This is a genomic window from Rossellomorea sp. GCM10028870 (assembly GCF_042666755.1).
Taxonomy (GTDB): Bacteria; Bacillota; Bacilli; order Bacillales; family Bacillaceae_B; genus Rossellomorea.
Map to the genome: position 1 here is coordinate 1331804 of NZ_JBHTGN010000001.1, position 24446 is coordinate 1356249.

Sequence of the window (24446 nt, forward strand, 5' to 3'; positions counted from 1 at the left end):
AATTGTGATGATCCAAAGTGCTAATAGGACTATGCAAGAAATTGAAATTCTGTCCTGCTTCCGCTTTGAGAGGATATGACTTCTAATCGTGCGTCGATTCTCTCTTTTAACTCTGGAACATGTGAAATTAACCCTACAAGTCGGCCACTGCTTTGAATATCCATCAATGCTTCAATTGCATGGTCCAGAGATTCTGGATCCAGCGTTCCAAATCCTTCATCGATAAACATCGTTTCAAGTGAGACGCCACCTGCGTACTGCTGAACGACATCAGCAAGTCCGAGGGCCAATGCCAACGATGCTTTGAAACTCTCCCCTCCGGATAACGTTTTAACGTGTCGTTCCTGACCCGTGTATTGATCAAATATGAGAAGCTCTAAACCGCTCTGGACGTTTCCTTTGCTTCTATCTGTTTTTCGAATCAGCTGATACCTCCCCGACGTCATTTTGATTAATCGTTCATTTGCCACTTGAAGAATATCTTCAAGGAATGATGCCAGCACATATCTTTCAAATGTAATTCGATTTGCATTTTGACCACGGGCCACTTCTGCCAGATGTCCCACCATTTGATATCTGGATTCTAAATGCTTTATGCCGTCGTTTATGCTTGTCACCCGTGAAAGGATAAGCTTATTCTCTTTCGTATTTGTCATGATTTTATTAAGTTCATCATTTACAAGTCTAAGTTCACCGGTAACCCGTGATATGTTATCTTCAATGCTTTTCACATCAGGCTTATGTTTATCCTCTAAGTGCTTATCGATGTCATTAAGACGATCGGAAACGGAACGCAAGTCTTCACCATATTTCTTGATCTTCTCTTGAAGACCCAACACTTCTGCTTCAGACTTTTTCGCTTCCTGAAATGCTTTATAGTGGGGAAAACCCTGTTCTGTAAGAAGCTTAAGGAATGCTTCACGTTCTGTTTTCATCTCGGCATCTACTTTTTGTATCTGCGTATCTTTGTCACCCACTTGTGACTCTTTTACGCTGTACATGTTCTCAAGCTCATAGTATTGCTTCTGGGCGCGCTCGTATGCCGTCTTCAACTCTTCTTTTCTTTGCTTCTGCTCCTTTAACACTTTGTTAAATTGATCTTTTGATCTGAGCTCATAAGGAATAGCTTCCTTCACCTTTTGAAGGGTAGTATCCTTCGTAAGGAACAGAGTATTCAACTCCTGTAGCTTGTCTAGATTTTTCAACCTTGAGCCGTCCAGTTCTTCTAGCTTTTCCTTTCCTTTTCTTACTTCCTCCCTCATTACCTTTGCTTGTTCGACTTCCCTTTTCTTTTCCTCCATTTTACGTTTTAAGGCTTCAATCTCTGAAGTCATTTGAGAAAGAGTATCATCTATTTCTTCCCGCTTAAAGTCGCTTTTCTTTTCACGAATGTTCCGAACGATATCGTCTATCTGATCCTGAATACCCTGCATTTTGGTTTCCTCTTGAACGATTGCGAGGCCCATCCTTTTCTCTTCCTGGTTGAGTTCCTCCTGCTTTTCCTTCGCCGCTTTCAAATCTTCCTGAGAAGGTAATGAATCGACCCTGGCGGCTGGATGTGGATGATACTCTGAGCCACAAACGGGGCAAGGAGCGTGATCAACCAGGCCTTTTGCAAGGTGTGCAGCTTGAGCAGAGTGCCACTTTTCTTCTAAATGGGCCAGAGTTTCAGACGCATCCAAACTTTGTTTCTGAAGGTGACGATACTGTTCTTTTAATTTTTGCTCTTGCTTATGGACAAGTTGAAATTTTTGATCTATCCTCTCTATCTCATTTACCTGTTCTAAAAAAGATTGATTCTCTTGCAAAGATTTTTCTAATTGAAATAAATCTGCTTGACCATTTTCCGCTTCTTCAAGTCGTTTCTCCCGGGATTTTATGCCTTCTTGTAAAAATGATATCTGCTCTGTCTGTTTTTTGACAATGTCTTGCTGCTGTTCATATCTTTCTTTCATTTCTTTGGTATCTTCCATCAACACATCCAAAGAATCTATATCTTTTTCCATTTCTTCGAGTTGAGTAATTTTCTTTGAAACGGCGTCCCTGAGATTTTCGTTATTCTTTTCTTCTTTTAGTGTTTCTTTAGCTGCTATAAGCTTTTCCAAGATTGCATTCTTTTCCTCCGTAAGGTGAGCCAATTGACCCTTCAGTTCCTTCAAGTTTCGATTGAGTTTATGGCAATACTCATCTTGTGGAACTAAACGGGAGGCTCGCTGGGCTAATAAAATGTCTCGATCGATTGATTCAATTTCAGGCTTTAATTTTAAAAGGGATTCTTTCTGAACTCTTAGTTTTTCTTGAAGCTCGTACTGATCGGCCAATCCTTCTGCCTCTTGAAGCCGTTTCTGAAGGGCATCTCTTTTTTCCTGCACACTTTCATAGGTAAGCTGCAATTCTTTCTCCCTTATTTCCATGCTCTCTATATGAGCAGGAAGAAGTTGAAGAATACGGTGGTCATTCAATGGATTTTCCAATAGTAGTGATTGAAGCTCTTCATTTTCTTCAAAATGAATTCTAAGTAATTCCCTTGTTCGTTCTTCAATAGAGGTTTCTACTGACTTTTTTAAGTCGTCTGCCTCAGATTTCAGTTTTTCCTGGATGGTCTTATAGAGCTCTGTATGAAATAGGCGTTGCAGGATAAGCTCCTTATCTTTACTGTCTGAAGTTAAGAGCTTTCGAAACTCCCCTTGAGGAATCATAAGAATCTGTCTGAATTGATTGGCATCCAGTTGAATCAACTCTTTGATCTTCTCATCCACGTCTCTGACGTTAGCCGCCAGCAGCTGTTCTTTCCCATCTTCATCGTATACGTATAATTCGGATCGGGCATTGATGGTTGTGTAGCCTTCTCCTCTTGCTTTCTTTTTATCCTGCTGAGGGGAGCGCCAAATACGATACAATCTGCCTCTTAAACTGAATGTAAGCTCTACCTCCGTAATAACATCATTACTAGCAAATTGACTTCTCAGTTCAGTCGGACTGCGATCTTCACCACTTGCCTTTCCGTAGATGGAATAGGATATTCCATCAAAGATAGTCGTTTTGCCTGATCCTGTCTTACCTGATATCACGAACATTGTGCGGTTCCCCAACGAACGAAAATCAATCGTTTCTCTTCCTGCATAGGGTCCGAAGGCTTGCATCACTAATTGAAGAGGCTTCATGCTTGATCGACCTCCTTTCTCGATTTTTCAATAACGTTTTGCAGGACTTGTTCCTTTTCATCGGTAAATTCACCTGTCGTCATATCACCGTAGAATTCTTTAAACAAGTCAAGCTCCGACCTTTTCTTATCCTCTAGTACGCGGAACGTATTTTTCTTTTTTGCATCGGTGAGATCCAATTTTCTCTCCAAATGAAGGACATTCGGATAAATTTGGCGCAGTTGGTTGATGGGATCGATTAACGTTCCTTCATCATGTAACATAATCTTTAAATAGTCATCCACTTTCTGGGATTGATAGAATTGGGGATCCAGAAGTTCTTCCATAAGACCCTCGAGTTCTCTCATATCTTGTTTCGGTTGAAGCACTTTTTCCCGTAAATGGAAGGACCCGTCCCCTTCTATTTCTACTATGCTCACTGATTTTCGCTGATTCGCTTCAGAAAAAGAGTACTTTAATAGAGATCCTGAATAACGAATCGTTTCATGCTTAATAGCATCTGGACTATGAAGGTGCCCCAAGGCTGTGTAATGAAAAGACTTAAACACATCGGCACCTACACAGCCGGATCCTCCAACAGAAAGAGTGCGCTCTGAATCTGTGGTTTTACCCCCCAGTACAAATGCATGGCCTACAAAGACATGTGGTTCATTCGGATCCATGGTTTCTTCAATCCGTTTCACAATCGCTTCCATTGCAGCGTGATGAGAATTGATTGAATCGTCTTCAAGGACTTGTCTGACATTACCAGGCTCAGCATAGGGAACGCAGTGGAAATTAACCCCATTAATCGTGATTGGAGTAAAATCCTTTGTCAGCTTCCCTTTCAAGTAAAAGTGACTATGCTTGTACCATGATGACCCAAATGATAATCGTTCTGCACTATCGTGATTGCCCGAAACAGCTACTATAGGTGTGTTTAACTCTACATTAATCCGGAATAAAACCTCATCCAATAACTCTACAGCTTCAGTAGGAGGAACGGAACGGTCATAAAGATCACCTGCAATCACGACTGCATCGGGCTCCTCCTCTTTCACGAGCTCTATCAATTGCTCTAATATATAGCGTTGTTCTTCTGTCATATAAATGCCATGAACCAGTTTACCTAAGTGCCAATCGGCGGTATGAATGAATTTCACTGCTGTTGTCTCCTCTCCGGTCATTGCGTTTCTCCCTAAATTATATCAAACTAAGAAGTTATAGGTGAAAAGAAATGTCACCTAATAGAACGATTGTTCCTATATCACTTTAATTATTATTGAACGTCGATAATTAGAAAGGAAAAGGAGGCCACTCATATGAAATGAGGCGCCTCCTTTCTATTATTCTTTTAACTGCTGAGGTAGTGTTTGTATCGACGTTATCACGGCCTCCAGCTTCGTCTCAATACGATATAGGAGATACATCGTGACAACAATCGGAAAGCCTACTTCAGAAACGAATGAAATAATAGTTTCCACCCTTTTCCCTCCTCTCATCTTTTATATAGGTAAAATGAGAGAAAAAGGAGACTATATAAAAAGAAAAAGCGAATCCATTATTTTCATGGAATCGCTTTTTAAATTTATCATCCGTTTAAATCACTTATTAAGCTTGAGCTTACTAAACCTGCTTCATCAAGAATTTCTTTGATTTGGTTTTCTGCTTCATTTAATTTCTCATTAGCTGCCGCTAAATCTGTTTCGCCCTCTTTAGAGAGAGCTTCAGCTTTCATATCAAATGATTCTTTCAGAGTGGATTTGAATGATTCCACCGCTTCTTTTTGATCATCAAGACCTTCAGGGATCTCCATGCCTTCTACTGCTTTCGCAGATTCTGTTGCTGATGCTGCAGCGGCTTCCTTCATTTTTTCCAACTCTTCTCCTGCAGGAGGCGCTTCCCCTGCCATTGCTTCTTCATATCCATTAAGATCAATATCAACACCATTGACGGTTGTTGTTAAATTCAAATAAAAATCCATTAAATCTCCAGCAACATTTGTGTTCTCTTCCGTTGCATTTGATGTTTCATCTTTTTTAGCTTCGTCAGTACCTGAATCAGAACACCCAACTAAAGCTAAGGATAGACCCAGACCTAAAAACCATACTTTTTTCATACTTGTTTTCCCCTCTCTGTCTCAATCAACATGTTCAAGTATAGAAGGTAAGCAATTCCTTTAGGAAATCGCTTTCTTCAATTTATGATAAGCCGGCAAAAAGTATCTTATCACGGGGAGAATCGACTGGTAAAGAAGAATTTTCTAATTTCTCCAAAGTTTAAATCTTATAAATATTTAAAATATAAAGCCTATTTTCTATCTGATTATCACACTTTACTCACGGGTCAATGGTACGATTATCTTCTAAACCATTTGAACAAATTTTTCTTCCATGGTATAACTTATCTATACGTAATTCCGGGGCTGATTGTTGAGCTGGTGCTTGCCTAGGTCTTCAAAACCTCCTGGGAGGCGCGTGCCGTCTCCGCTGGGTTCGATTCCCAGGCAGTCCCGCCACTTTAAATTTTTTATATCCTTACACATGAAAGAGCCCTAATGTTCATTCCATAAGGGCTCTTATTTCATTGGTTTTGTAAGGTTTCCCTCCTTCTTCTCTCTGAAGCTTGAACTGAATCAAACATGATATGGAAGGTGGTTCCTTCTCCCTGCTCGCTCTGCACCCTGATATCCGCTCCATGATCACGAAGAATTCTCAGACATATGGTGAGCCCTAAGCCCGTGCCTTTTGTCTTCGTTGTGAAGAAAGGCTCCCCGAGTTTATCCAGCGTTTCTTTTTTCATTCCTACCCCCTCATCTTTAAAGGTTAATTGAACCTTGTTATGAGAGGACAAGTCTGCCCTTATCGTAATCGTTCCTCCATGTGGCATTGCTTCTATGGCGTTTTTAAGTAAGTTAATAAATACTTGTTTTAACTGATTTTCATCTCCACGTATATGAAGCTCCCTTTCATGAAAATCGGTCTGGATTTCAATATTATATAATATGGCATTCGTATTTAACAATTTCGCGACATGATCGAGGGTCTCAATAATATTAATTCGTTTGTATGTAACAGATTGCGGCTTTGCGAGTATCAATAACTCACTCAGCACAAGTTCAATCCTCTTAATTTCAGAAAAGACAATCCCTAAGTATTCCTTCGTCTTCTCATCTGCATCATCTCTTAATAACTGCAGAAAGCCGTTAATCGACGTTAGGGGATTTCGAACCTCATGTGCAATCCCGGCTGCTAATTGCCCTGCCACAGATAGTTTTTGAGATTCGATGGCTAACGTTTCATTCATTTCGATCAATTCTTCTTCATTATGTACTCTTTCGGTAATGTCTGATATGGTTCCTACCGTACCAAGAAGCTCACCATTTACGTTATAATTTAACTTAACATTCACTTCACCCCAACGAAACTGACCCTCCCTCTTTTGATAAGAGAAGTCCATTTTCATTTTCTCCTTTTTCAAGCTTATACTTTGTCTCACCATTCTAAGAATTTCATGACGTTCATGAAGAGATATAAAATGAAGTGCATTCTTATGTAAACTTTCTTTAACCGTATAACCCGTATAGTCTTCCCAGGATTGATTCAGAAATTGAAACTCTCCTTTGGAATTGGTATGAAAGACAACTTCATCGATACTCTGAAGTACATGCTGCATTTCTTCATTGAGACGCTTTACTCTCTCTTCACTCTTTCGTAAGGCAGCTAATGTTTTATGGCTGGTGTCATGATTTTTCCCCATATAGTAGCTGATAAAGAGAATCAATAGAGTGAACACCAAATCCACCTTCAAATCCACTGGATAATGCAGAACAAAGTAATAAATAAAATCCCATGTTAAGACTAGTAAAAGTCCAAACAGCACTGATACTATTCTCCCCCTATATTTCATCCTATGAGCCCCCCTATCCATCCAAACGTGAGAATCGAAATAGAAAGAATTTTCGCGATATTTGTTATTTATTAGTATATCATTTGTAATTGAGAACAGTATAGACTTCTTTTGTAAAAACAGCGATATTCTTGTCACAAGCTTTTCCCTTGTCTATAATGAATACGATACAATCGCTTTTTGAAAAATTGAGGTGAAAGCATGCTTGAAGGTTGGTTCTTATATTTCATACTATTTTGGGTCGTTTTTTTAGTAGCTTCATTTGCTATTGGTGGATTCTTTATGTTTAGGAAATTCTTAAAGAGATTTCCTAAAGAAGATGGAAAATCCGATTTGGATTGGGAAGAACATTATGTGAATGAAACCATCCATTTATGGGGTGATGAGGAAAAGAAAATGCTCAATGAGTTAGTCACACCCGTACCCGAATTATTCAGGGACGTAGCGAAGCAAAAAATTGCAGGTAAAATTGGTGAATTGGCTTTAAAAGACAGAGCCTCTTCCATTACTCAGGAATTAGTCATAAGAGGGTATATCCTGGCGACTCCGAAACGGGATCATAAGTTTCTTCGAAGAAAACTAAACGAAATGCAAATAGATGTAACCCCATACGAACATTTATTCTAGGTGACAGGAAGGAAAGAGAATGGGATCGATACTAATTATTCCGATTGTGCTATATTTAATTTTTATTATAGGTGCGGCATTTCTGTACATTAAATGGAAGAAAGCAAAAAAAGGTAAACAATAGTCGTTTACCTTTTTTTCATTCACTTTTTATATGATTAATCAATGGGATCCTCTGCCTTACCGTATCGAATGACATCGAGTATCGCTTGTCCATCGCTTGGTTTCCCTTCTCCATTTCTAAACGGAAATAATGAAAAGAAAATAAAGTAAACGGAGAAATATACAAATTGATAGAAAAAGATGTGAACAGGAATGACCCCTTCATAAATCAGGAAATTAATAGCTAAAATCGCAATCAGGTTAAATAAACTTCCGGAAATATAAATAAGGACATGAACCCAAACCTTGTTATACTTCAATTCTGTATATTGACACCAGCCTTCCATAAAATACATTCTTCTCACTTCTAATGGACCAATGTTGATTAAATGCTTACCGGTTCCAATGCAGAATTTTATCTTTGCACCAAATATGCGAGCAATGAAAATATGTCCTGCTTCATGGACAATGGTGACCAAAGGCAGTGTTAAAAAAAATGCCAGAAAAAACGTCCAAATATCTGCTAGCGTAAACAATACTTATCCCACCAATATCTCTTGTTATTTTCTTCATCTCTCTCTTTGCCCTAAATAACTATTCTCTAAGCGTATGGGTCTCCTTTGTAAAGAAATCGTAATCTGAGATTAAGAAATTTCTAAAATAGAAATAGCAGGGTGATAGGAATCACCCTGCTATTTACCCAGTGAATTAAATTGAATTCGTTGTTAAATCTTGTTGCTCTTGGTGCAGCTTTCTATATTGAAGATACATGGCGATTCTCCATGGTACAATCATTCCAAAGGCAAGTATCCAGAACATCCCGCTTAGTTCACCATAATCAATCGATGCACTGAGGATAGACTTGGCTACAATCCGTATTAACAAAAGCCCAATCAAAATAAATGCGAACGCCTTAGATCGTTTTAAATAAATATCATTCTCACGAATTTCGAATTTGGAGGTCTTGATCAACAATACAGAAAAAATCATTCCTACCGTAATCGCTTCTAGAAATTCTCCTAAAGTAACTCGAAAGACAGGGAATAAGAACATTAAGGCACCAGTACTCATAAACAAAGGTGGTAAAATAATCTTCTTACCACTTACAGGCCTTTTCTGAGCCTTCATTCTAATAAATATCACCATAAACCCCATAAAAATCGCCACAATGGATGAAGCAATCATCATAAACCATCATCATCCTTTTAATTTCTACTTTCATACCTACCCTATTATAGCCTAAATGAAAGAAAAACGAAAACACAAAAAAGAGAGAATGAATCTAGTCTTCACTCTCCCGTTCCATTTGATCATCCTAAAACTCTTTTGATGGCTTCCTCCACACGCACATCGTCAAAAGGTTTCACTATAAAGTCCTTTGCTCCCGCTTCAATGGCTTCCACCACGACCTTTTGTTGTCCCATGGCCGAACACATGATAACTTTTGCTTGAGGAAACTCCGATAATATTCTTCTAACCGCTTCAATTCCGTCCAGCTCAGGCATCGTGATGTCCATCGTCACTAAATCCGGCTGAAGCTCACGAAACTTTTTTACGGCTGTGAGTCCATTCTCAGCTTCCCCTACAACTTCGTGACCGCTGGAGGAAAGCATGCTTCCAAGAGTCATTCTCATAAATTTCGCATCATCCACTACAAGTATCGTTGCCACAGATGTTTCCTCCTCATATACGCTACCCGATGTCTATCGAACCATATTTCCTAATTCATCCAATTAAACTATACCATAAAACGTAATGATCGTTCAATTTAATCTGTATGTTCTATACTCATATTATAGGGTTAAAATCCCGTGAATCCCCCAAATATGGAAGTAAGATAGGCAAGGATGACTGTCATCCAATCAAAGAATAGCATGATCCCTACTGCAATCATCACATATCCTCCTACCTTTACGATCTTTCCACTGTTTTTTCTGATCCATTGCATTCTTCCAATAAAGAATGACAGAATGAAAAACGGAATGGCAAACCCTAACACGTAAGCTGTCATATATATAACACCTGAACCTGGATTAGAGGCGGCAAGGGCCAGAACGGAAGCAAGAATCGGTCCGGTACAAGGAGTCCAGCCTGCAGCGAATGCCATTCCGATTAACACGGAACCAAAAAATCCTGCCGGTCTATTCTTGAACTCAAAACGACGGTCCTTCATCAATGTTTCCGGGGTAAACACGCCAATGACTACCAAGCCAAATAAGACAATGAAGATAGCTCCAAGCTGACGAATGAGATCCTTATAATCCAAAAAGAAGTTTCCGATAAGGGAAGTTCCAAAACCGATGGCGATAAAGATTGCCGAGAAGCCCACTAAGAAAAATAACGTATGTAATAAACTTCTCCTTTGGAGCATTGCATTATCCGTTTTGAGCTCATTGACACTCATTCCTGTTATGTAAGAAAGAAAAGCGGGATATAATGGCAGGCAGCATGGAGATATAAAGCTTAGGAAACCCGCTCCAAATGCTAAGAAAATATTAATATCAGACATTTTTACAACTCCTACATTTTTGTATATATCTCTATTCTATCAAACAAATCCCGATTCTATGAGGAATGATTGTGTGAAAGATTTGTGACCATTATATTACATGAACATTTTACTTTTTCAAATGTATTAAACTCTCTTTTCTTTTTTAAAAAACCAATAATTTTGCTTTGAAAAACAGTTCCATTTTCGTTATACTAATAAAAAGTTACAGTTATTACTAGTTTTGTATTCCATCTGTAAGGACATACAAAAGAAAGGAAACAGCCGTGTCTAAAAAAGAGCTTCTCGAACGAATTGAAAAACAGCGTGCTCAATTAATCGATATTGTTGCTGAAAATGGACTCACGTCACCTCAAGCTATTCAATTTAGTCAGGAACTTGATCGTCTGTTAAATAGCTACAACTCCTTATACATAAAAAAACGCTCCCCTCAAATGAGCTAAGACCTTAATGAATACAATTATACTATTCTCATATAAATAACAACGACCAAAAGGCAGGCTCTTTCATCTATAGAGTCTGCCTTTCATACATTCAAGAGCCCGATATGGCATCTTCCATACCATCTACCAGACCATTTTGAAGAAGATACATTTTATGATAAATGCCTTTTTGAACAAGTAATTCCTGATGACTTCCTCTCTCTACAATCTCCCCTTGATGAAGGACCAGGATCAGGTCTGCATCTTGAATGGTAGAAAGCCTGTGGGCAATGGCAATCGTTGTTCTTCCCTTTCTCATCCTTGATAATGCTCCTTGAATGGCTTCCTCCGTTTCCGTATCAATATTGGCGGTTGCTTCATCCAGTACTAGAATTTTAGGTCTGGTCGCAATGGTACGCGCAAAAGCGATTAATTGTCTTTGTCCACTCGAAAGCGTCGACCCCCTCTCAACCACTGGATGCCCATATGCTCCCGGTAGTTTTCTAATAAAGGTATTGGCTTGAACGAATGTGGCAGCTTCCTCCACTTCTTTATCCGACATCTCTTCACAGTGAAGCTTAATATTATCCCTGATCGTTCCGAAGAAGAGAAATGGATCCTGTAGGACAAGCCCCATTTTTCCACGAAGCTCTTCTAATGAATAAGATTTAATGTTTTGACCGTCTATGAGAATATTGCCACGTTCGAATTCATAGAACCTCATGAGTAAATTGATGATTGAGCTCTTCCCGCTTCCTGTATGTCCGACCAGAGCGACCGTTTCACCAGGTCTTGCAGTAAATGAAATATTCTTAAGAACCTCTCTCTGCCCATCATAAGAGAATGAAACATTGTCAAATGTTATTTCCCCTTCACTGATTGTTTCTTTTGAACGATTCTTCAAATTCTGTACAGGGGAAAGCTCTTCCTCATCCAGCAGCGTAAAAACACGGGAAGACGCAATGATTGCCTGTTGAAACATGGAAAGCCTCATCATGATTTGATTGACTGGCTCAAAAAATCTGTCCAGATAATTAACAAAGGCATATAAAACCCCTATTTCGATAGGCTGATTCAATGAGGTTACGCCAAAATAACTTAGCACAACAATCAAGGCAGCCACATAAACCAGATCAATGGCGGGCCTTAATAATAATCCATCCACTTTAATATTCTTCATGCCTGCCAAATAATGTTTTTTATTAATATCTCCGAATTCTTCTCTTAGTCTTTTTTCCTGCCTGAACACTTGAATGATGGACATCCCCTGGAGTGACTCACTAAGCTTTGCATTAAGCTGACTTAATCTCTCACGCATATCCTGATAGAAGATGGCACTAAATTTGCGATATAGCTTCATTATCATAAAAATGACTGGCAAGATGAATAAACAGAAGATGGCCAACTGGCTATTGAGTGCAAACATGGCAATAAAGATACCCGTTAATAAGAATGCTCCTTGAATGAAGGATACTAACACGCTCACAAACATATCTTTAATCGCTTCCGTATCATTCGTAACACGGGAGACAATACTTCCCGCCGGGGTCTTATCAAAATACTTCATACCTAAACCTTGAACCTTCGAAAAAACATCCACACGCAGTTGCTGAATGATCTTCAGGGCTATTTCCTGAAACTTCAGTAATTGAAAGTAGGAGATCAACACATTTCCAATCTGAATGAATAAATAAGTTGCTGAGAGCCCTATAAGCGGTCCATATGGAAACTCTCTTGGAGTTAAATAATCGTCTATAAACACCTTAATAATGATCGGTCCAAAGACATCACCGATCGTGGTCAACAACAGTAATGAAAATGCATAAAATATTGTTTTTTTGTGAGGCTTTGTATATTTCAATAGACGAAAAAATATGTTCCTCTGCTCCTTGGCTGTTAAAGTCGGTATAGTATCCATATCTCACCCTCCATACTCCACTAATTCTTCTAACTGTTGACGCAGATACATTTCCCGATACCATCCCTTTTTCTTCATCAATTCACTATGAGTGCCTCTCTCCATGATCTTCCCTTCTTCGAGAACGATGATCAGGTCTGCATGTTGAATGGCGCTTAATCGATGAGAAGTAATCATGGTCGTTTTTCCTGCCCGATTTTCCTTCAAGGAAGTCAAGATGGATTCCTCCGTCCTCGCATCAACGGCTGACAAGGAATCATCAAGAATAAGTACCTCCGAATTCATTAGAAGAGCTCTTGCAATCGATATCCTTTGCTTTTGTCCACCAGACAAGGAAACCCCTCTTTCACCGACCACAGTATTGTATCCGTCGCTGAAATGGACAATATCATCATGGATATGCGCAAGTGCTGCCGCCTCCTCCACTTTTTCTTTCGGGGTAAGTGGATAAGTGAAAGCTATATTCTCAAGAATCGTGGCAGAAAAAAGAAAATGATCTTGAGGCACATATCCAATACTTTCACGCAGGCGGGTTAATTTATAATCTTGGATCATATGCCCCCCAAACGTTATCTCTCCCTTATACCCTTCGAATTCCCTTAGCAATAGTTTTAAGAGGGTTGTTTTACCTGCTCCCGTTTTCCCTACAATTCCAATCGTTTGACCTTTCTTTAAGGAAAATTGAATATCTTCTAAAGCATGGACTTCTTCATCCGGATAAGAAAATGACTCAATCTTATACTCAATATCTCCTGAGGGGCATACATCCAGTGCTCTTTCATGATCTTCAATGTTCACCCTTTCATTCAAGAGTTGAGATACACGTTCGTAAGAAGCACGTCCTCTCTCCACAATGTTGAATAACCATCCGAATGCGAGCATTGGCCAAATGAGAAGTCCCAGATAGGTAGTAAAAGAGATCAGTTCTCCAATCGTCAGTTCTCCACTCACGACAAACCGTGAACCAAATACAATCGATAAAAAGAAAGAAATGCCTACTATTATGGAAATGGTGGGATCAAATAAGGAATCCACTTTTGCAACGGATATATTCTTTTGCACCACATCTTCAGATTGCTTTCTAAATGATTCGATATCCTCTTTTTCTTGCCCAAACGTTTTAAGAACCTTAATCCCCGTTACACTTTCCTGCGTTTTATCATTTAAGGATGAGAAGGCTTCTTGAGCTTTATGAAATCGTTTATGTAGAAGAGTTCCATAATAACTTGTCAGGATTGCCATGAATGGCATGGGGATCAAAGCAATAAGGGTAAGCTTCCAACTGATTGTAAAAGCCATGGCCAGTATCACAAAACCTCCTGTAGATATGGAATCCACGAACGTTAATACTCCTACTCCGGCCGTTTGTTGTATCGCCTGAAGATCATTTGTTGCATGCGCCATCAAATCACCGACTCGCCTTTTTTGGTAAAAGGATGGCGACATCTTGGTAAAATGATGATATAACCGATTCCGAAGCAAGCGGGAAAGCTTGGTTGCCGAACCAAAAATCATGATCCTCCACACAAATCTCAGTCCATACATCGATAGAGCTGTGATGATCAGAATAAGAATCCATTTCATCATGTCTTCCCGAGTTAATGAATTTTCTTTCATACTATCTACAATTATTCCAACAACCTTTGGTGGAATCAATTGAAGGAATGCTACAAATAAAAGTAGAATGGTTCCTGTGATATAAGACTTTTTCTCTTGCAGAAAAAACCATTTTAAATCTAAAAAGACTTTCATACTCTCTCCCCCGTATCCTAATACATCGACTCTTTATTTTACCAAATTTCAAAAAAATGAGAAATCTTTTTTATAAGATAAATAAACCAAAAAAAAACACCTCTTAATGTCTTAAGAGATGTTCTAATAGTTGGTGTTATACTAATGGATTTGAACAAATGGTTCTTGGTCCACTTCTTTTACGATGGTTGCTTTAAGACCCTTTGGTGTCTTCACATAAAGGTAAACGGGGGTATGAGGGAAGTAATCGACGATCTCGGGGCCAATCGCCTGAGAAAAACCAATTAGTTCTGTTTCTTTCACCATACCTGTATGTACATCGATCACAAGTTTATTCAACGTGTCCTTTTTGTATAAGCCTTTCCCAACAAACTCAATATCTTGATGAGAGAAATATTTCGAAACATAATCTTCTAGATCACGAATCCGATTATGTAGATCACGGTCTTTCTCTTCCCCTTCGTCACTAGGAAAATAATAGTATTTATCAGTAACATCAGTCCATTTTTTTACACTTTTGTCATTACCGTCTACATATCCAGCTGAAATATAGTTTCCTGACACGACACTATTTAATGGTTGAAGTTTATATAAGGAAATCATTATAGGAACATCTTTCAGTTCTTTATTGGCTCTCACTCGACTGACAACGGTGTTAGCTATTTTCTGTCCGTATTCCTTTAACTGTTTGTCATCAATCTTCGCCTCATCAAAGTGCATGAGCTTATTTTCATCTTCGACTCGAATATAATCTACCGTATTCATAGCAAGACCCAGGGAGATCCCTTTAATTTTCCCTTTTGAATCAACGTAGTTCTGCTCATGGATATATGCGAGATACATGGGATTCTTTTTTTCCAGCTCCATCTGCTGTTCCCAGCCCATATCATCCGTAATCTCCAGAACAGGATTAAGTCCCAATTTATTAGATTCTGACTTTCTTCGCAACCATGTATTTAGACCTTTAAGGTATTGGCCTTCTTCGTATACATAATCCTCAGGGGAAAAATGCTCGGTTGATAAAGACATAAGGCCTGTCTCGATTTCATCCATATCACTGCGATTGTTAATCATCATCGTAATTAGTCCACGATTGACCGACTTCTTCTCTTTGTTCACTTTATAATTTAAATATTCGCGAGCGTCTCCAGCTGCACTATTTTGAATTTCAAGTGTTTCTTCATCCATCACTTCTTGAGGCTTATTGCTGCATCCTGCAACAAGAATCAAGAGAGACAGTGAAACAATCATCCATTTTTTCATATGACTCCCTCCGGACTATATTCTATCATAAATTCAATTTCAAACTGAATGATAATTCTCAAGTTTTTATGAATACATGAAAATAATCAATTTATCCTGCATTACTAAAGGAATGCAATCTTTAAACCCATCTCTCCAAATATATATATTACAAATAGAAAAAGCACTCATCATCTGAGTGCTTCTACCTATTACTTCATGTTCTTATTCATTGCATTCATCATTTGATTGATTTTCTTTTGGGATGGTTAAAAGAAAAACAGCCCAATTCATTGGTATATCAACGTTTATCAAAAGTTCCCGATCACTTTTCCTATTATGGAAAATATACCATGAGAAAGGATGATTGTCCACTGAAAAATAAACTCTTCTATTATATATGGTTAATTTTACTTTTCACCATCAAACCACCGTAGGAAGCTGATTTTCGATATCTTATATAGTTTCCCAACCTTAACCACATGAAACGATGGATTTTCCATCAACTCGTATGACTGCCTTCTCCCTATTTCTAAAAAATGCTGCACATCCTTCACTGTCATCACATCAGGAAGCTCTTCTCTTGTTAATTTGTTGTCCATGGTGTCCCTCCTTCACAAAAGATGATTGTATAAAGGAAATGAAATATTGTCAAAATTATGTAAAATAAATTAATGTACTTATTTTTCCAATAAAAAAGGACTCCTCAAGAAGCAGGGAGTCAATCTCTATCTGGCAGTGTTCATCAGGGATTATTTTTTTGTTAGTCTAACTCTTCTTCGAGTTCTTCAGTTTCCCAGTCATGGTGATCAACATTTTCCACCTTAAGATTAATAGTTTCGCCATTAGGCATGAAAAGTTGTAATTGACCTAGTACAAAATGCTGCAGATCATATGACTCAAAAAAGCTTTAAAATCCATATTTGTTTCCCCAGATACAGTAAGTTCCAAATTTCCCACAACTAATTTATTATTTTCCATTTAACTCTCTCCCTTTTATGTAAGCACTTCATTCGTGCTATTATAATTTACAAGCAATTCCAATGAATACAATGGATAAAACATAAATAATTAGAGTAATATTACTCATTCATTACTTATTAAAGTAAGTTCGGACAATTACCAACTTCTTCAACCTAAGTTTGCTTCGTTTTACACATTCCAAAAAATAATACGTAACCAAAACTAATAAAGATTGTTGCTCCTATTAGAATAGCTTTAATCATATAATCACCTCGTTTTACATTTCTTAACTCTATAGTACAACCGCAGAAGTAGTACGTCAATAGTATTTCTCGAAAAGTTCTACTTCTGATTTGAAAAGTTATGTTATAATCAAAATAACTAAATGTAGAGAAGACAATAGGAGTTGAAGTTAATGGCTTACAGGTTTAATTTAGAGAACATATTAAAGGAATTGGAGCTGACAATGAATAAGCTGAGTGTTGAGTCTAAAGTGCGTTCAGGCACAGTAATTTCACTTGCTAAGGGCGATGCTAAACGTCTAGAACTAGACACCATCCACCGAATTCTAGACGTATTAAATGAGACAGCAAAAGTGAAGAACATAGATCGTACTTATACAATTGATGATTTAGTTAGATATTATTTTTGAAAATCACTAATGAAAAATGGACAGTATTCAAATTGAATACTGTCCATTTTGTATTTATTAATAATAGAATGTTTTTGTAAGTGCTCTTTCGTCAACACTACTAGAGCCAGAAAATGAAACTGAGAAACCTTTAAATTCTAATCCTATAGATCCCCATGAATCAATATCATGCGCATAATATGCATGTACTTGTGAACTTCCTCCACTCGGTAAAGACACACCATCTTTAGTTTCTAAAATTAAACTCCCAAAGCCAGAGTTAGCAGATGATAGGGTTGCATGACCTTTCAAATCCGCATTCCAACCTAATCCACCGTCACCACTGTATGGATATATTGTTGAAGATTCAGTATTCCAATTAATACATGTTTGTAAGTCCCCACCATGGCAATAATCTATCTTACTGTAAGAACTGCCGTCTTGATATCTAAACTTCGATTCATCCCACTTCACTCCAAAAGGATCTTGTAGTTTCCAGAATGGCTCCTGCAACCAGGTATATCCAACTATAACCATGTACATATCTCTTCCATCAGATGTATATCCATTATTAAAAATATCAACTCTAAATTCCATTTCATCTTGAGGAATTACTCCAAATGTTGTAAATTCACCTTCTTTTTGTGGTTCTGAATCAGTAGTTAAGATGCCTTTCTCCCCACCTAGGTATTCTTTAGGATTTGAATTAACAATGTGCTCTTTCTTTGAAACTGACATATTGTTAATCACTTCTTCTGGAACTCCTAAATCCTTCAATTTCAAATCATAGGTACCTTCAATAGTTGGTGCTGCTGATGCTTCTTTATCTGTGAGCACTACCATTGATACAGAGAATAATAAAGCCGCAATAATAAACTTTAAATTTCTCAAATTAACCACCCTTTCCAAAATTTAATAAAAACAACAAAAATTAGAATAGCATATTAATAGTGTCAAATCGACATTTTCCTCAAATTTAAGAAGTTAATCACCGGCAAATTCCAAATTAAGGATTATAAAAGGTGAATATTTTACTGGTGTTATTTAACTATCTTTACAGATTTTTTAAAAGACGATATCATTCTTAATATAATTTTATTGGAGATGATTCTTTGCGTATCCTTATTACATTTCTTGGGTTAATTTTTGGGGGAATTCTATCAGTCTTAGTTTTTCCACATTCTATTTCTGCTTTATTAGGTGCAATTTTATTTTTCACTGTGTTCACTTCCTATAACATCAGCAAGAAAAATTCCAATTTCAATTCATCAAAGGACTAGATATAAGTTTTTTGTATTAATTCAAAATCATAACGAATAAATCAAGAAGCCGATGAATAATCGGCTTCTTTTTTACTACAAAAAAATACACCCTCATTATTTTGAGAGTGCTTTTTTTGTATTATTTATTATTTTGGGTTTGGGATGATTCTTGACGAGTATAAATTTTATCAGATTGATTAGCAATTGATTCTTTGCTATCTTTACTCATTTTCAGTCTTAAGTTAATTTCATGTAGTATTACTTCCGAAAAACCTATGATCAGCATACCAGAGATAATTCCGGCTGCTGACCAAGGAACTATTACAGTAAAGTTCGTATCATATCCGTATATATCACTATTATTTCCAAGGATGACCCCTAAAGGATCTCACCAGTAGCTAAATTTACTAAGTCGGCTAACTTAATTTGAGCAACAAAGTTATCACCGTACTCATTATTTCTAGTTTGTGTGTCATATTTAAATGAAATGTTGTAGAGCTTCCCTGTCTTAGTTTTTTGAATTAGATTATTTTCAATTAAGTATTCAACCAACTTAGTTAGATCCTCTTTCTTATCCGTTGAGTACCAGATGACCGCTTCCCCTTGACCTGCACCACGATACATACTCTTATCAATGGTTGGGTCACTGTGCTTAACTAATTTAGCTGAACCCTCATGTACAGCCTTAACAATTTTCCCTTGAAGATCTTCAGTAATTTCATTTGTAAAAGTCGTAAACTTACCTACATTATCTGTATCATTAAATGGTTGTTTTGTAGGCAAGCCCTTTCCGTACCAATAGTAGCCTCTAAGTTTTAGATTAGCTAATTTTTCATTCATGGAATAAAGCCTCCAATAATAAGATAGTTATATTTTATCACTACATTTGAATTTATGGATATATTTTCTAATATTTTAAATTATCAGGTTAAAACTTACTTGACATTGGTATTGAACTTCTGGCTTCATGGGGTGATTGCAAGGAAATACGGCTAGGGGAAAAGTCGACTACCTATGATTGAATGTAAAAAAACAATCAATCATAGATAGGCGACTTCATGGTACATCATGCTAAGGTATCCGTTTTAGTGTGAACCCTATTTGTCGATAAGAATTTTCATCTTAAACAAGCTTACTGTATCAAGTAGCCCTAACAGGTTCCCTTTCGGTACTTATAACTTGTCCTACTGTCCATATGGACACTACCCTTCCTTCGATCAGCACTGAAGTAGCTTTCACTATTCAGATACAAACACAAATAGGGAAATGTTCATTGTATCCTATCCTCATTTATCTGCATCGGCTGAGTCACTACCTTTCCAGTTTAGATTATAGTCGTGTAAGTTGGCAGTCCACGACCCGGAATCACCTGTTTTAGGCAATGAAGAACTAAGCCTTGTATCATACTATTTTTTTTAGTAAAATAAAGACAGGGAAATTCCATATTTAATTATGGGATGCTATAAGGTAAGAAAGAGTTCAGTGAATGCCGTCACTGGCTCTTTTTTTGTTCTCAATTATTTCTGATTTCATTTAAAATTAGGTGCGATAATTCGATATGTGAATCATCAGGAACACCAATGATAGGCTCTAACCTGACAATAGCTTCACAGAGTCGTTTAACACGATCTAATACCTCTTTTTCACTCTTCATGGTGTAATTGCTCTCCTAGATGTGTAGAATGGTCTGGTGGCTTATCTGAGCTTACCTTTTCTAGTTCTTCCAGTATTCATTAGCGGACTGCTTGAGATGGCTTTATTTGATAACTGCTCCTCACTGAGAGAAGCTAAATATATTTGTGTAGTTTGAATTTCAGAATGACCCAAGAGTCTTGATAAGCTATGCAAGTCTAAGTGACCATCGGATAAAGTGGTAACCGAATAATAATGACGTAGGTTATGCGGTTTAACTTTGTGTTTATCAATTCCAGCTCTCCTACCAGCCTCTTTGACTAAATTATCTAAACCAATATGAGATAATCCCCTACCGACATAATTCAAAAAGTAAAAATCCTCCTCGATCAACCGTTCTTGAAAATATTCTTTCTTTAATCGCTCATAGCGAATAAGGATCTTTTTGAGTGCAGGACTAATATAAACAAATCTTTCCTTGTTTCCTTTCCCATGTACCAAGATTGCTGTTTCTTTAATGTCTTCATTTGTTATCCCACGGACTTCCATTGCACGTAGACCACAATCAGCCATCATAGCAATAATCGCTTTATTCCTAGCCTCCAAGTAGCTTTTATAAGAGAAGGAATTGATCATGGCTTGAACCTCAGAAGTACTCAGTCCTTCGAATACTCGCTTTGGTACTTTTGGTAACTCTACTTTCTTGGCTATGTTATCTTGTATGTACTCTTCCTTCTCGCACCAAGAAAAGAACGCTCTAACCATTTTAAAAAGGGAAACAATACTCTGAGGTTTGAGTCCAGATTGATGTTTATACCTCACATAAGCTTTTAGATCATGAATGGTGACACTCTCAAGTGTTGTTAAGCCCCTTTTGTTATGTAAATACTCTTTCGCCTGATTTAATTCGAATCGTTTATTAATCATTGTTTTCTTAGTGAAACCTTTTGCCATGCAGTGGTATAAATATTCCTGAATTACATCATCAAGCAACAACAAAAAAGACCACTCCCCCTGCTTAATTTTTCTACAGGAAAAGTGGTCTTATTTTTGAAAACGTGAAAGATAAACCAATTTGAATGAAATTTGCTAAGAAAGATTAACCAAACAACATTTTTATGGCTTATCTTTTTAGTAAACCAATCATCAGATGGTCAATGAACCTTGATGTAATAGGCTTGTGCTTCTACCTATTACTTCATGTTCTTATTCATTGCATTCATCATTTGATTGATTTTCTTTTGGGATGGTTTTTGGCCCATTTGCATCATCATCATGCGTAACATTTGCTCGTTAATTGGTGGATTTTTCTTAAGATAGCTCATCATATATTTACGAGCAATGAAAAATCCTAGTGCAACTCCAGCAAGTAATGCTAGAACTCCAACTAGAATAAGTAACCCAGTCGTTGACATACTCTTACTTCCTCCTTCATGTTGTCCTTATAAAAGTGTACTAAACCATGAAACATTATACAATATTTCAGTCATAATTTCTTATTAATATATAAATTTTCTTTGTTTTATTGGCTTTAACCAACCAAAACGTTCATTTTGTATATCGATTGCCAGTAATTGACCCATATTCTTTCGCAAAATTTCAAAGAAAATATATTCTGATTCATCTTGCCCCCAGGTGTTCAGCGTCATCCATTTTTCATTTAGAACCAGGGTAGCCCCTGAGGCCCCTCTTTCGATTGTCGCTACAGAGTCAACCCAGGCCGCTCCTTCAACCTTCATTAATTCATGCTGGAGGAGTCTTTGAGTAGGAAGGTAAGGGATAGGTTTAGTAATATATTCTACTTGCTTAGAGATGATATCATGAAGATCTCCTGAACTTGCTTCCCAATCGGAAAACAATTGATAGAACATTCTTTCTCGACCATAATAGTGCTGAACAAACGTTTCTTCAATCCAATAGATTTGATAGTTTCGCACCTTTTCTCCCTCCTGCCTTTCTTTCATATAGTATAAATCAACTAGAAGGGAGTCATTGTCAGAAATTGTTGAAAATCTACACTAGTTTTGTCGAAGTTTATTTTAACTCATACACTCTACTGAATTCTCCTGAGTTACTATATGAAACTGACTATCATCACTATACCCATTATCTACCATACATACTCCCTTTAACAATCATTCATTTTTCCGTTCTAAAAAAGGTCAACTCCTTAAAGAGTATTAAGGAGTTGACCTATCAAATCTTTATTTATTTCTGAAGCAATGCCTTGATTCTTGACACTACATTGTCTGAAGTGAATCCATATTCTTCTATAACTCTTGCCCCAGGAGCTGATGCGCCATATCCATCAATCGCTAAGATATCGCCTTCGTCTCCAACATAGCGATCCCAGCCCATTGGAGATCCCATCTCAATAGCAAGGCGTTTTTTCACACTCTTAGGTAAGATCGATTCTTTATACTCTTTTGACTGTTTCTCGAAGCGATCCCAAGACGGCATACTTACGACAGATACGCTGATTCCGTCTTTTTCCAGTACATTTTGAGCTTCTACCGCTAAATGCACTTCAGAACCAGTCGCAATCAGTAGTGCATCAGGCTGATCTTTGCCGGAAGCTGATACCACATATGCTCCTTTATCTACTCCGTTATATGCTTTATCTGCAGTACCTTTAAGAGTTGGAAGATCCTGACGAGATAGAACTAACATCGTTGGCTGATCCTTGGACTCCAAAGATAACTTCCATGCTGCAGCTACTTCATTTCCATCACCAGGTCTGATGACACAAAGGTTAGGCATTGCACGTAGTGAAGCAAGCTGTTCTACAGGTTCATGTGTCGGTCCATCTTCTCCGACAGCGATACTATCATGAGTGAAAACATACGTTACCGGTAAGCCCATTAATGCAGCTAAACGGATAGCCGGTCTTAAATAATCACTGAATACGAAGAATGTTCCCCCGAATACGTGCAGTCCACCATGGAGAGCCATACCATTCATGGCAGCACCCATACCAAATTCACGAACTCCGAACCAGATATTGCGTCCTTCATACGATTCAGGCATAAAATCTGCTTCATCTTTGATCATCGTTTTATTGGATCCCGCTAAGTCTGCTGATCCCCCGATGAATGAAGGAAGATTCTTAGCAATCGCATTCAAGACTTCACCGGAAGAAGCTCTGCTTGCTAATGCTTTACCTTCTTCATAGACAGGAATGTCACGATCCCATCCTTGTGGAAGATCGCCTTTAATGGCAGCTTCTAATTGAGTAGCAAGTTCTGGATGTTCTTCTTGGTATTTAATGAAAAGGTTAGCCCACTCTTCTTCTTTTTGAGAACCGGTTTGTTGGATTTTTTCCTCGAAGCGGCTGTACACTTCATCAGGAACATGGAAATCTTGTTCAAATGTCCATTGGTAAGCTTCTTTCGTAAGCTTCATTTCGTCTTCACCCAGTGGAGCACCGTGAACATCTGATTTCCCTGATTTATTAGGCGCACCATATCCGATGACCGTCTTCACTTCGATCATTGTAGGACGAGTTGTATCACCTTGAGCTTCTTCGATTGCTTTAGAAATTTCCTCAAGATCATTACCGTCTTCAACGCGGATATATTGCCAACCATAAGCTTCAAAGCGACCTTTCACACTTTCAGAGAAAGATTTATCTAAATCCCCATCAAGTGAAATATCATTTGAATCATAAAGAACGACTAGACGGCCTAATTTTAAATGTGCTGCTAATGAAGCTGCTTCAGAGGATACACCCTCCATCAAGTCTCCATCTCCACAGATAGAATATGTAAAATGATCCACAATATCGTATTGATCTTTATTGTATGTAGAAGCTAAATGTCTTTCAGCTAATGCCATACCAACTGCCATACCAATTCCTTGACCAAGCGGCCCAGTCGTAGCTTCTACTCCTGGAGTATGTTTGTATTCAGGGTGTCCTGGAGTTTTACTTCCCCATTGACGGAAGTCTTTAAGATCATCCATTGAAACATCATAACCTGATAAATGGAGCAGGCTATACAAGAGCATGGATCCATGACCCGCAGATAAAACGAAGCGATCGCGGTTGAACCACTCAGGATTTTTCGGATTATGATTCATGAATTTTGTCCAAAGAGCATACGCCATCGGAGCTGCTCCCATAGGCATTCCAGGGTGTCCGGAACCCGCTTTTTCAATTGCATCGATAGATAATGTACGGATTGTATTAATTGCTAATTGATCTGTGTTATCAAACATATGTCAGACATCCTTCCTTTTAATGTACCTTATTAATATTAATCTTCTTTGATAGTTTATACAACTATCTTGAATGATAACATGACTTTATAGAGGTTGAAAATAAAAACCCTTAAATT

General features: G+C 37.8%; 23 protein-coding genes and 1 tRNA gene. 4 read left to right on the forward strand and 20 right to left on the reverse strand.

Annotated features, from left to right (window positions below):
• Nucleotides 1-29: 29 nt before the first annotated feature.
• The 4 genes from ACFQWC_RS06965 to ACFQWC_RS06980 form a co-directional block, all read right to left on the reverse strand.
• A complete protein-coding gene (locus tag ACFQWC_RS06965; protein WP_377106685.1) occupies nucleotides 30-3164 on the reverse strand; it encodes an AAA family ATPase in 3135 nt (1044 codons plus the stop codon).
• A complete protein-coding gene (locus ACFQWC_RS06970; RefSeq protein WP_299741297.1) occupies nucleotides 3161-4306 on the reverse strand; it encodes an exonuclease SbcCD subunit D in 1146 nt (381 codons plus the stop codon). Before ACFQWC_RS06970 ends, ACFQWC_RS06965 begins: the two co-directional genes overlap by 4 nt.
• A gap of 183 nt (nucleotides 4307-4489) precedes the next feature.
• On the reverse strand, nucleotides 4490-4627 hold the full coding sequence (locus ACFQWC_RS06975) for a YvrJ family protein (protein WP_299741101.1): 138 nt from the start codon (nucleotides 4625-4627) through the stop codon (nucleotides 4490-4492).
• Between the two features lie 107 nt (nucleotides 4628-4734).
• Nucleotides 4735-5262, reverse strand: a complete 528-nt coding sequence (locus ACFQWC_RS06980; RefSeq protein ID WP_299741099.1) for a hypothetical protein — start codon at nucleotides 5260-5262, stop codon at nucleotides 4735-4737.
• 302 nt (nucleotides 5263-5564) lie between these two features.
• Here ACFQWC_RS06980 and ACFQWC_RS06985 point away from each other — a divergent pair.
• Nucleotides 5565-5661 (forward strand) — tRNA-Sec (locus tag ACFQWC_RS06985).
• Between the two features lie 65 nt (nucleotides 5662-5726).
• Here ACFQWC_RS06985 and ACFQWC_RS06990 read toward each other — a convergent pair.
• Nucleotides 5727-7052 carry an ATP-binding protein gene (locus ACFQWC_RS06990; RefSeq protein ID WP_299741097.1) on the reverse strand — a complete coding sequence of 442 codons (1326 nt, stop codon included), beginning with the start codon at nucleotides 7050-7052 and terminating at the stop codon, nucleotides 5727-5729.
• A gap of 201 nt (nucleotides 7053-7253) precedes the next feature.
• Here ACFQWC_RS06990 and ACFQWC_RS06995 point away from each other — a divergent pair, with 201 nt between their 5' ends.
• Nucleotides 7254-7679, forward strand: coding sequence for a DUF2621 domain-containing protein (locus ACFQWC_RS06995; RefSeq protein WP_299741095.1), 426 nt, complete (start codon nucleotides 7254-7256; stop codon nucleotides 7677-7679).
• Between the two features lie 158 nt (nucleotides 7680-7837).
• On the opposite strand, the gene ACFQWC_RS07000 is transcribed toward ACFQWC_RS06995, so the two are convergent.
• The 4 genes from ACFQWC_RS07000 to ACFQWC_RS07015 all read right to left on the reverse strand — a co-directional run bounded on the left by ACFQWC_RS07000 (nucleotide 7838) and on the right by ACFQWC_RS07015 (nucleotide 10290).
• Nucleotides 7838-8317 carry a site-2 protease family protein gene (locus ACFQWC_RS07000; protein WP_299741093.1) on the reverse strand — a complete coding sequence of 160 codons (480 nt, stop codon included), beginning with the start codon at nucleotides 8315-8317 and terminating at the stop codon, nucleotides 7838-7840.
• A 172-nt stretch (nucleotides 8318-8489) separates the two neighbouring features.
• Nucleotides 8490-8969 carry a CcdC family protein gene (locus ACFQWC_RS07005; protein WP_377106689.1) on the reverse strand — a complete coding sequence of 160 codons (480 nt, stop codon included), beginning with the start codon at nucleotides 8967-8969 and terminating at the stop codon, nucleotides 8490-8492.
• A 122-nt stretch (nucleotides 8970-9091) separates the two neighbouring features.
• The gene (locus ACFQWC_RS07010; RefSeq protein ID WP_299741089.1) at nucleotides 9092-9451 is read right to left on the reverse strand and encodes a response regulator; all 360 of its coding nucleotides are present in this window, start codon (nucleotides 9449-9451) and stop codon (nucleotides 9092-9094) included.
• Nucleotides 9452-9582: 131 nt separating this feature from the next.
• Entirely contained in the window at nucleotides 9583-10290 is a 708-nt protein-coding gene (locus tag ACFQWC_RS07015; RefSeq protein WP_299741087.1) for a cytochrome c biogenesis CcdA family protein, read from the reverse strand.
• Between the two features lie 266 nt (nucleotides 10291-10556).
• Here ACFQWC_RS07015 and ACFQWC_RS07020 point away from each other — a divergent pair, with 266 nt between their 5' ends.
• Complete coding sequence (locus tag ACFQWC_RS07020; protein ID WP_082051130.1) at nucleotides 10557-10733, forward strand: aspartyl-phosphate phosphatase Spo0E family protein; 177 nt, start codon at nucleotides 10557-10559, stop codon at nucleotides 10731-10733.
• Between the two features lie 91 nt (nucleotides 10734-10824).
• On the opposite strand, the gene ACFQWC_RS07025 is transcribed toward ACFQWC_RS07020, so the two are convergent.
• The 4 genes from ACFQWC_RS07025 to ACFQWC_RS07040 form a co-directional block, all read right to left on the reverse strand.
• Nucleotides 10825-12630: an ABC transporter ATP-binding protein gene (locus ACFQWC_RS07025; RefSeq protein ID WP_377106692.1), complete on the reverse strand. Its 1806-nt coding sequence runs from the start codon at nucleotides 12628-12630 to the stop codon at nucleotides 10825-10827.
• 3 nt (nucleotides 12631-12633) lie between these two features.
• Nucleotides 12634-14382 (reverse strand): ABC transporter transmembrane domain-containing protein, encoded by a 1749-nt coding sequence (locus tag ACFQWC_RS07030; protein WP_377106694.1) that lies wholly within the window; start codon nucleotides 14380-14382, stop codon nucleotides 12634-12636.
• Between the two features lie 141 nt (nucleotides 14383-14523).
• On the reverse strand, nucleotides 14524-15645 hold the full coding sequence (locus ACFQWC_RS07035) for a CamS family sex pheromone protein (RefSeq protein ID WP_299741080.1): 1122 nt from the start codon (nucleotides 15643-15645) through the stop codon (nucleotides 14524-14526).
• A gap of 389 nt (nucleotides 15646-16034) precedes the next feature.
• Nucleotides 16035-16226: a DNA-binding protein gene (locus tag ACFQWC_RS07040; protein ID WP_377106696.1), complete on the reverse strand. Its 192-nt coding sequence runs from the start codon at nucleotides 16224-16226 to the stop codon at nucleotides 16035-16037.
• Between the two features lie 776 nt (nucleotides 16227-17002).
• Between ACFQWC_RS07040 and ACFQWC_RS07045 the strand changes: the two genes are divergently transcribed.
• On the forward strand, nucleotides 17003-17239 hold the full coding sequence (locus tag ACFQWC_RS07045) for a helix-turn-helix domain-containing protein (protein WP_377106698.1): 237 nt from the start codon (nucleotides 17003-17005) through the stop codon (nucleotides 17237-17239).
• A gap of 57 nt (nucleotides 17240-17296) precedes the next feature.
• Here the strand turns inward: ACFQWC_RS07045 and ACFQWC_RS07050 are convergent, their stop codons facing one another.
• The 7 genes from ACFQWC_RS07050 to tkt form a co-directional block, all read right to left on the reverse strand.
• Nucleotides 17297-18109 carry a hypothetical protein gene (locus ACFQWC_RS07050; protein ID WP_377106700.1) on the reverse strand — a complete coding sequence of 271 codons (813 nt, stop codon included), beginning with the start codon at nucleotides 18107-18109 and terminating at the stop codon, nucleotides 17297-17299.
• A 193-nt stretch (nucleotides 18110-18302) separates the two neighbouring features.
• The gene (locus tag ACFQWC_RS07055) at nucleotides 18303-18437 is read right to left on the reverse strand and encodes a hypothetical protein (RefSeq protein WP_377106702.1); all 135 of its coding nucleotides are present in this window, start codon (nucleotides 18435-18437) and stop codon (nucleotides 18303-18305) included.
• Between the two features lie 421 nt (nucleotides 18438-18858).
• Complete coding sequence (locus ACFQWC_RS07060; RefSeq protein ID WP_377106704.1) at nucleotides 18859-19320, reverse strand: hypothetical protein; 462 nt, start codon at nucleotides 19318-19320, stop codon at nucleotides 18859-18861.
• Between the two features lie 855 nt (nucleotides 19321-20175).
• Complete coding sequence (locus tag ACFQWC_RS07065) at nucleotides 20176-21111, reverse strand: tyrosine-type recombinase/integrase (protein WP_377106706.1); 936 nt, start codon at nucleotides 21109-21111, stop codon at nucleotides 20176-20178.
• Between the two features lie 194 nt (nucleotides 21112-21305).
• Nucleotides 21306-21527, reverse strand: coding sequence for a YneF family protein (locus ACFQWC_RS07070; protein ID WP_044337285.1), 222 nt, complete (start codon nucleotides 21525-21527; stop codon nucleotides 21306-21308).
• Nucleotides 21528-21611: 84 nt separating this feature from the next.
• Entirely contained in the window at nucleotides 21612-22049 is a 438-nt protein-coding gene (gene sirA / locus ACFQWC_RS07075; protein ID WP_299741078.1) for a sporulation inhibitor of replication protein SirA, read from the reverse strand.
• A 271-nt stretch (nucleotides 22050-22320) separates the two neighbouring features.
• Entirely contained in the window at nucleotides 22321-24327 is a 2007-nt protein-coding gene (gene tkt / locus ACFQWC_RS07080; RefSeq protein ID WP_377106709.1) for a transketolase, read from the reverse strand.
• Nucleotides 24328-24446 lie beyond the last annotated feature (119 nt).